This is a genomic window from Oricola sp. (genome assembly GCF_022763245.1).
Taxonomy (GTDB): domain Bacteria; phylum Pseudomonadota; class Alphaproteobacteria; order Rhizobiales; family Rhizobiaceae; genus Oricola.
In genome coordinates this window covers 1-8,471 of the sequence record NZ_JALEGV010000003.1, presented here as the reverse complement: position 1 = coordinate 8,471, position 8,471 = coordinate 1, and the positions used below count along the sequence as shown (strand labels likewise).

General features: G+C 61.8%; 9 protein-coding genes. All 9 read right to left on the bottom strand.

Annotated features, from left to right (window positions below; all coding sequences use genetic code 11):
- Positions 1 to 169: 169 nt before the first annotated feature.
- Positions 170 to 874, bottom strand: a complete 705-nt coding sequence (locus tag MRY80_RS00070) for an autoinducer binding domain-containing protein (RefSeq protein ID WP_293286670.1) — start codon at positions 872 to 874, stop codon at positions 170 to 172.
- 82 nt (positions 875 to 956) lie between these two features.
- Positions 957 to 2,261 carry an IncP-type conjugal transfer protein TrbI gene (trbI, locus tag MRY80_RS00065; protein WP_293286668.1) on the bottom strand — a complete coding sequence of 435 codons (1,305 nt, stop codon included), beginning with the start codon at positions 2,259 to 2,261 and terminating at the stop codon, positions 957 to 959.
- Positions 2,258 to 2,725: a conjugal transfer protein TrbH gene (gene trbH / locus MRY80_RS00060; protein WP_293286666.1), complete on the bottom strand. Its 468-nt coding sequence runs from the start codon at positions 2,723 to 2,725 to the stop codon at positions 2,258 to 2,260. Before trbH ends, trbI begins: the two co-directional genes overlap by 4 nt.
- A 4-nt stretch (positions 2,726 to 2,729) precedes the next feature.
- Complete coding sequence (trbG, locus tag MRY80_RS00055) at positions 2,730 to 3,509, bottom strand: P-type conjugative transfer protein TrbG (RefSeq protein WP_293286672.1); 780 nt, start codon at positions 3,507 to 3,509, stop codon at positions 2,730 to 2,732.
- A gap of 121 nt (positions 3,510 to 3,630) precedes the next feature.
- Positions 3,631 to 4,293: a conjugal transfer protein TrbF gene (locus MRY80_RS00050; protein WP_293286665.1), complete on the bottom strand. Its 663-nt coding sequence runs from the start codon at positions 4,291 to 4,293 to the stop codon at positions 3,631 to 3,633.
- Between the two features lie 8 nt (positions 4,294 to 4,301).
- Positions 4,302 to 5,468: a P-type conjugative transfer protein TrbL gene (gene trbL, locus MRY80_RS00045; RefSeq protein ID WP_293286663.1), complete on the bottom strand. Its 1,167-nt coding sequence runs from the start codon at positions 5,466 to 5,468 to the stop codon at positions 4,302 to 4,304.
- The gene (locus tag MRY80_RS00040) at positions 5,449 to 5,652 is read right to left on the bottom strand and encodes a hypothetical protein (protein ID WP_293286662.1); all 204 of its coding nucleotides are present in this window, start codon (positions 5,650 to 5,652) and stop codon (positions 5,449 to 5,451) included. The genes trbL and MRY80_RS00040 overlap by 20 nt, the downstream gene beginning before the upstream one ends.
- Positions 5,649 to 6,446: a P-type conjugative transfer protein TrbJ gene (gene trbJ, locus MRY80_RS00035; RefSeq protein ID WP_293286660.1), complete on the bottom strand. Its 798-nt coding sequence runs from the start codon at positions 6,444 to 6,446 to the stop codon at positions 5,649 to 5,651. The genes MRY80_RS00040 and trbJ overlap by 4 nt, the downstream gene beginning before the upstream one ends.
- The coding region (locus MRY80_RS00030; protein ID WP_293286658.1) for a conjugal transfer protein TrbE at positions 6,418 to 8,471 on the bottom strand (2,054 nt) is incomplete at its 5' end. The genes MRY80_RS00030 and trbJ, both read right to left, overlap by 29 nt.

Here is an 8,471-nt window from a genome sequence, read left to right as displayed (position 1 = left end):
CGGATCGTTGTCGATACGCTTGGCCATGTGCCGGAGGTACCGCCGGACTCCGGGCCCCACTGACCGATTTCGGTTCCATAACGAAACTTATGCGACGTTTCTGATCGGCATCCATAGAGCGATGATTCCTACTCATTCTCGACGTTGAGCGATAGCGGTGCTCGTTCTTTCAGATTAGCCCGAGGCGTATCGCAGTGGAGGCGGCTTGGCGATTGTTTGCTGCTCCAAGCTTTCGCGTCGCCTCATCGAGGTATGAGCGTACCGACCGGTAAGAAACGCCGACGTTGAGAGCTATATCGGGCATGGTCATGCCTTCGGCAAACCATCTCAGGCACTCCGCTTCTCTGGGAGAAAGACGAATATCGGTCGCGAGGGATACATCCTGGTTTGCATTGCTGAGCCGCGCGTGAACAAAAGCGACGGAAACCGCGGCTGTCACCGGATCGATGTCATCGCGCACATACGGGTCCGCGCTACTCGTCGCCAGCGTGAATATCATGCGGTTCCTGAAGCCCACCGGAACAGAAATGGAGAGACCGGATCGGATGCCGAAGTCTTCTGCGGCGGAGAACATGCGCGAAACCTCGCGGCGGCCCATGCATTTTGCCTCTTTGGCCGACCACGTGAAAATCGGCGGGCCGTGTTTGGCCTTGGTCACGACCGGATCGATTTGCAGATAGCCGTCCTCAACGTAGCGGTTCTGCCACTCTCGAGGATAGTTCGAGACTGCGAAACTCTCTTTCCCGCATAGGTGGACATAGGCATAGTAGTCGAACCCGGCATTCCCGGTAAAATCGCGCAATGCACGACGTGTCGCGTCCTCGCCGAGGGGCAGCGCGAGTTTATCGATCAAACCTAGAAGGATATCGTTCAATATGACGTTTTCTTGTTATTATATCTTGTGTATGTAATTCAGATATACATATTCGAATTAAGATTGCTGACAAGTACCAAAATCATCGATAAGCGCGAGGAAAAATTATGTCTTGATCGACCAGAATATTAAACCGGTAGCCGGGGCGGATCTCCAAAGTTGGTTGCACATCGAGATTCTTCGACACGGTTTGCTCCGAGATTTGGCCGAAGGTTTCGGCGAATGAACGACGCGCGGCGTCGCTGGCGCTGTCCACTGTGGTCGATGTGCTATTGTCGCCGGGGAGCAGCATTTCGGTTCCGGCGCCGATCAGCGCCACAAGGATCGCCGACCCGAACGTGCGCAGATAGTGGTTGTCGACCTGATCGTGGAAACCGCCATAGCCGGCGCCGTCCGTTCCGGCCATGCCTCCGATCTGCAGGGTCGAACCGTCCGGGAGGATGATGTCGGTCCAAACGACAAGCACCCGGTTCTGCCCGTACGTCACCTCTGAATCGTAGCGACCGAACAGTTTAGCGCCCTGCGGGATCAACAGGCGCCGACCCGTCGCGCTGTCATAGACATTCTGCGACACCTGCGCGGTGATCCGGCCGGGAAGATCGGAATTGATGCCGGTGATCAGCGTGGCTGGGATGACCGAGCCGCGCTTCAGCTCGAACGGCGACATTTGCGGCACAACGGAGTTCGGCAGATAGCCGAGGCCGGCGATATCCTGATTGAAGAATTCCCGTTTTGAGGCTTGCCCATTCGGATCGGCATTCTGGCCGATGCCGGACTGGAGCGCTGCGCTGTAAAGATCGAGCGCGCTTGCCGGCCGGTTCGCAGTGATCAGTCCGATTTGCTGAGACGTCGGTGTCGTCGCGGCGCTCGTGTTTTCGAGATCCTTCAGATTGACCGCGATCGGAGAATCGAAAGCGGCGCCCTCCGCCTGGATGCTCGCCATCTGCTGCCGCTGGTATTCTCTGAGCACCTGTTCGTCCTGTTCGCGCTGCAGGCGCCCCCGCCACACCTCTTCCGGCTCAAGCGTCGGCTGCGGAGCCGTGACGATGGTCGGCGTCGGTTCAGGCTCCCGCTGAAACGGGTTCCTCGGTCGCTCGGGCTCCGGACTTGGTGTCGGTTGGACCACGACGGGCTGCGGCTCGCCGATGATCCCGTCCGGCACACCTTGCTTCAAGCGCTCGGCGTCATTGGAAGCGGGCCGCGCTGACGAGGGCTCGATCTGCGGATCGCCCCCAAAATGCAATCCTCTCGACGACAGGCCGTAAAAGATCACCGCCAGGAAGATAAGGACCAGCAGGATCGCGACGATGACCGGAACGCGATTGAGGCGCCTGATGCGCGGTCCGTCCTGCGGACTGGCGCCGCCAAGTTTCAGGGACTGGGTCACGATGCGGCCTCCGATCCACGCTGCATGACAGACAGCGGACTGGCCGGAGTCGCGCCCGTGACGTTCAGCGTATACATGCGGGTCAGCTCGACCCGGAGCGTCGAGAGCCGGACCAGTACGCCGCCCTCGAAGGGGTCGATCGAATAGGCGAGCGGCGTCACCGCGGCCCCCTCGGTCACCTGATCGGTGATAACGGCATAGCCCCATTCGCGAAGCGCTGCCTCTAGGGCCGGGCCGAACAGGGGGTCACTTCCGCGCAGCTCGATCGTGGTCGTGCCCGGTCCGACCTTCTCCGCCAGCCGTCCAACCATGTCGCCGGCAATGACATTCGCCGATTCCGGTGTGAGTTCGGCCGTGACTTCGCTTCTAATCAATCCCGGTCCGCTCAAGGTCTGGCACGCGGCGAGCATCGCCAAAAGCAGCAGGGCCGCGGGCAAACGGAAAAAGGTTCTGATCGCGCGCATCGCCCTACCCTCCCCGCCGGATGGTAATCTTCAGCTGCTGGCGGCCGACGCCTGAGACCAGAATGGCCCGGTCGATGTTGTAGTCGACGACCATCATCGTGCCATTCATGCGGTAATTGACGATCCGGTTTTCACCACCTGAGACCACGAACAGGACCGGCGCCTCCTGCCCCGACAAAGATGACGGAAACTGGATGTAGGTCTTCATGCCGTCGCTGTAGATTCGTGTCGGCCGCCAGCGCGCCGCGCCGCTCATGTGGAATGCGAAGTCCAGCTGATCGGCCGGAACGCCGGCGCCAGGTACAACGCTCGCTTCGATGCGTGCGTTGATCTCGGCAAAGCGCGCATTGATGTCTTCGGGATAGTCGAAGCCGACGCGGGCCATGTACTGGCTGTGATGCGATTTCAGCTGAATATGATAGGTCCGCCGCGAAGTGGTCACGACCATCGAGGTGACCAGTCCCGCTTCGGACGGTTTGACGATCAGATGGATCGCCTGCCCGCTCGGTGCTCCGGACGTTGCCGGTTCGACCTTCCAGCGCACCGTGTCGCCAAGAAGGACGTCGCGAACGACCTCGCCGGCCTGAAGCTCGATGTCGCAGACCTGCAGTGGCGAGCAAACGACCGATGGCTGGACCTCGCCATAAAGGAAGATCACCTTGCCATCCGCGCCGTGCGTTACGACGCCTTGGCGATGCTGCCACTCGCCAGAGATTTGCGTTGCTCGCGCTTCGTTGCCGGTGAGCTGCTGTGCGTTGACGGGCAGCGTAGCGACCGCGATCATCACGCCGGCGCAAAGCGCGATGCCGCGGTGTGTCTGTTTGTTCATTCACCTGTCCTCCCGGGCACATTCAATAGGGCCGCGTGTCTTCGCCCCAGACGTTATCGTCTCGGGCGAACGCGGCTCAGAGCTGCGCCGTCCAGTCAAAATCCTTCAAATAAAGTCCGATGGGGTTGAGGCGGATCACCGCCTCGTCTTGTGGCGGGGTCAGGGTCACGGCCGCAACACCGCGGAACCGCCTCGTGGCGAGTTCCTTGCCCTGGCGGTCCCGCTCATACTCGGTCCAGTCGATCTGATAGCTCTGGTTGGAAAGCGGCACGATGTTTGTGACCTCGATCGCGACTGTCTTTTCGCGCGCGCGATCGAAGGGTGAGTTGCTCCGGAACCACGCATTGACCTTCTCGGTCGCCGGGTCCGACGATCTGAGATGCGCATAGGCCCGATCGATATATTGCTTCTGAACGACCGTGTCGGGCGTCACCGAGCGGAAGTTCGACACAAAGCTCCCAAGCGTCGCGCGCACCACACGGGGATCCGCATATTCGATCTGCTGCGGAAACCCCGTCGTCGCCGCCGTGCCGAGCTTGTCGACCTCGACGATGTAGGGGACGAGCTTGACCTGCGTGCTTTGATAAAGCGCGTAGGAAAACCCGATGACCGCCATGAGCATGCCGGTGATGCCGACGATCCGCCAAGCTGCGGCTGCCTTCACATATGACCCGTAGCGCTCGTTCCATTCCTGGCGTGCGGCGAGATAGGGATTCTCCGGAATAGTGGTTCTGGCCATGGTTTCTGTCACGCTCTCTCGTCACGGTTCGGTCGGGAGGCGGGACGGCCTTGGGACTGGTCAAGCTTGGCGTTGGCAAGTCCAAGGGTCGAAGCGCCCCACGTGCCCGGAACACCGATCGCCTTGTCGCGTGCGGCCGAGGCGGCCGCACCGCCGGCGGCGCCCATGCCACTCGCCATGCCCTTGAGTGCAGCCCCGCCGAACGAACTGCCGGCGGCGCGGGCATCGGAATAGGCCGCGGCCCCTGCCCTCGCCCCGCCGACGGCAAGCGCCGCGCCGCCTGCCGCGAAGCTTGCCGCCTGCGCTCCGTGACGGATGGTTTCCATTCCGCCCGTGACGGAGACGCCCTGGACCATGCCCTGCACGATGTTGGGGACGTACATGGCGATGACGAACACCACGACCGAGATGCCGGCGATCGCCAGCGTCGCCAGGAACTCATCACCCGTCGTTGGCGAATTGGCGAGGTTGATCAGAACCTCAGACCCGATCCGCGCGATCATCACCAGCGCCATCAGCTTCATGCCGACCGAAAAAGCGTAGATCAGATAGCGGACCGAGAAATCCTTGGTGAAGCTTGAACCGCCGAGGCCGAGCATGATCATGCCGGCCAGAAGCCCGACATACATCTCCACCATGACCGAGACGAAGATTGCGGCGACCAGGCTGAAGCAGATGACCGTGATGACCATGGCGAAGACGGCGGCGATCGCCAGCGCATTGTCCTCGAACAGGCCGAACTGCGCCTTGGCCGACATGGCGCTTGCGACCTCGAGACCGGCATTGAAGACATTGGCCGGCGACGCGGACCCGCCGCCGGCGCCGATCTGGAACAGGCTGTCGACAACCGCTTTTGTGAAATCCGGACCCTGTTCGAGAATGAAGACGAAGAGGCCGATGAACATGATGCGCCGGACAAGCTCCGCGAACCAGGTGTCGAGGGACGCAGCCGAGATCGCCAGCCACACCGCGGCGATACCGACCTCGATGCCGGCGAGGATCCAGAAAAGCGATCTGGCCGCGTCAAGGATTGTCGTTTCCCACCCCTGAGCAGCCGTCGCGATCTCGTTCTCGAGATTGGTCAGCAGGCTGCCTTCCTGGGCCAGTGCGGAATTGGCCCAGAGAGAGACGCCTCCGATCAGGAGGAGTGCGAGCCTAGTTGCCTGACGTGCCATCGGCCCCGCCTTCGTTACTGCGCAAACGCGGTCGCATCTCCTGGCCGCCCTCAAGATCGTAATGTTGCCGTTCCGGGGCGACGGTCGCCGTCGGCGCTTCCGGTTGGGTGGTTACGTTCCAGACGACGATGCCGATGACGACAACGACGACCGCGCAGATCGCGATGATGAAGAGCCTGATCACCAGCGTGGCTCCATCGTCTGTCCGCCGGATGTCGAGGGGGTGGTTGAGTTGAAGAATTCCTCGCGGCGGTTCTGCGCGAGATCCTTTGCAGCCTGTTCGGACTGGTACCAGGTGCCCATCATCGTCACCTGCTGCGAGACAAGCCCGCGCAGCTTCTGCGCCTGGGCGACCTGCTGCGCAGCGATCTCATGGCCAACTTGCAGCGCCTGCATCTGGCCGACCGACGACTGCGACATCGAGCGGAGTTGGTCCATCGTCGATTCCTCCGAGCTGAACTGATCCGCGGTCAGTCCCGCCGCCCTCAGTGTCGCTCCGATCGTGTCGCGGTTCGTGTCGGACCAGTCCTGATAGCTCGAGGAGAAGGTCTGGCCATTGGCGAGGCCCGACTTGAAGTCGGCAAAGCTCTCGAACCGCTGCCGCAGCACGTCATCGGCATTGCCCATAGAGAATGCGATTGACTGACCCTGTTGCACGAGGCTCTGCAACTGCATCAAATCGCTTTCGACCTGGCCCCAGACATGGCCCGGCAGAGTCAGCGTGTTCTGCAGCATGTTCTCGTAGATCCTGAGCTGGTTCTGGATCTGCTCGGCCAGCTGCGTGATTTGGGTGACCTGGTTCTGGATTTGCTCGGCCGACTGGCCGACGAGGCCGACCAGCTCGCCATTGTTGAGGATCTGCGTGAACTCCGTCGCTCCGAAGAACCCGCCGCCGCCTGCCTCCGTTCTCGATACGCTCGAGACCGACAGGATTGCGGCAACGGCAATGCTAGCTGTGCGTGAGAATGCGCTTGGCATCATCCACTCCCCTTTCCTCCAGCCAGGCCGCCGGCCATTCCTCGCCATGCGCCTCGCTGAGCTGATCAATGCGTTTGAGATTGTCCTTGCCGGATGCGCCGACGAAGGCGAGCGCCACGGGTCCGAGCGCCATGTCGAAGAGCCGCCGGCCTTCGGGCGAGGCGACGTAATATTCGCGCTTGGGGATCGCCGTCGCGACGATCTCGATCTGCCGGTCGTTGAACCCGATGCGTTCGTAGAACTCGCGCGTGCCCGATTCCCGAGCAGCACCATTGGGCAGGCAGATCTTGGTCGGGCAGCTTTCCTTGAGCACGTCGATGATGCCGGATTGCTCCGCATCCGAGATCGACTGCGTGGCAAGCACGACCGCGCAATTGGCCTTGCGCAACACCTTCAGCCATTCCCGGATCTTGTCGCGGAACATCGGATGGCCGAGCATCAACCAGGCCTCGTCGAGGATGATCAGGCTCGGCGCCCCGGTGAGGCGCTTTTCGATCCGGCGGAAGAGATAGAGCAATACGGGCACGAGATTGCGCTCACCCATATTCATCAGTTCCTCGACCTCGAAGGTCTGGAACGATCCGAGCGTCAGACCATCCTCTTCCGCGTCGAGAAGCTGCCCCATCGGCCCGTCGACCGTGTAGTGTTGCAGGGCAGTCTTGATTTCGCGCATCTGGACGCCACTAACGAAATCGGACAGCGAGCGCCCGCGGGCGTCGGCAAGAAGACCGATCTGGCGAGCGATGGCGTTGCGGTGATCCGGAGTGATCGTCACGCCCTGCATGGCGACGAGCGTCTCGACCCATTCGGCGGCCCACGCCCGGTCACCATCCGTCGACAGCTCCGCCAGCGGGCAGAAAGCGAGCGCTGTCCCCTCCCCTGCTCCGATCTCGTAGTGATCTCCGCCCGCGGCCCTGGTCAGCGGATAAAGCGACTTCCCCTTGTCGAAGGCGAAGATCTGCGAATGTTCGTAGCGTCGGAACTGGGCGGCGATAAGCGCCAATAGTGTCGACTTGCCCGATCCCGTCGGGCCGAAGATCAGCGTGTGGCCGACATCGTCGACGTGAAGGTTCAACCGGAAGGGAGACGAGCCGCTGGCGACCTGCATCAGCGGCGGAGCGTTGGGCGGGTAAAACGGGCAAGGCGCCACGGCGCTGCCGGCCCAGACGGAATTGACCGGAATGAGATCGGCAAGGTTGCGCGTATTGATCAGCGGTTCGCGGACATTGGCGTAAGTGTTGCCCGGCAGGCTGCCGAGATAGGCCTCGGTGGCATTGAGGCTTTCGATGCGGGCGCCAAACCCTTCGGCCTGGATCAGCCTCCGGACGGCCTCTGCCTGATCGCGCAGGCGGGCTTCATCGGTGTCGAACATCACGATGACGGGCGTGTAATAGCCGTAGGCGACGAGCTGGGATGACGCCTCAGCGATCGCGTCCTCGGTTTCGGCAACCATGGTCATGGCGTCCTGGTCGACCGAGCGGCTCTGGGTCTGAAAGAGCTGATCGAAGAACGGCCGCACTTTCTGCTGCCACTTCTTGCGGGTGCGTTCGAGCTTTTGCCGCGCTTCCTGGTCGTCGAGGAAGATGAAGCGGCTCGACCAGCGATAGGTCAGCGGCATCAAATCGAGCGAATTGAGGATGCCGGGCCAGCTCTCGGCCGGAAACCCGTCGATCCCGACAATTGCGAGATAGCTGCCGTCGACCATGGGCGAGAGCCCGTGATGGAATTCGGCCGTCACCAGCCAGTCGAGATACATCGGGATCGCCGGCAGCCTGACGGGGTGGTTCTCGCCGAGAATGCAGAACCGGATGAACTGGAAGAGCTCGTCGTAGCGCGCCTCGTCACCGCTCTCCGGATGAACGACCGTCCGCGTGACCATGCGGCGGATCAACAGGACATTGCCCAGATATTGCTCGACCTCCCGGATCGAGGTCTGGAAGGCATTGAGTACGCCGTCGGCATAGGTCTGCGACCGGCTCCCCTCGTCCGAATAGACGTAACGCGCCATGGCCGAACGGCGCGGCT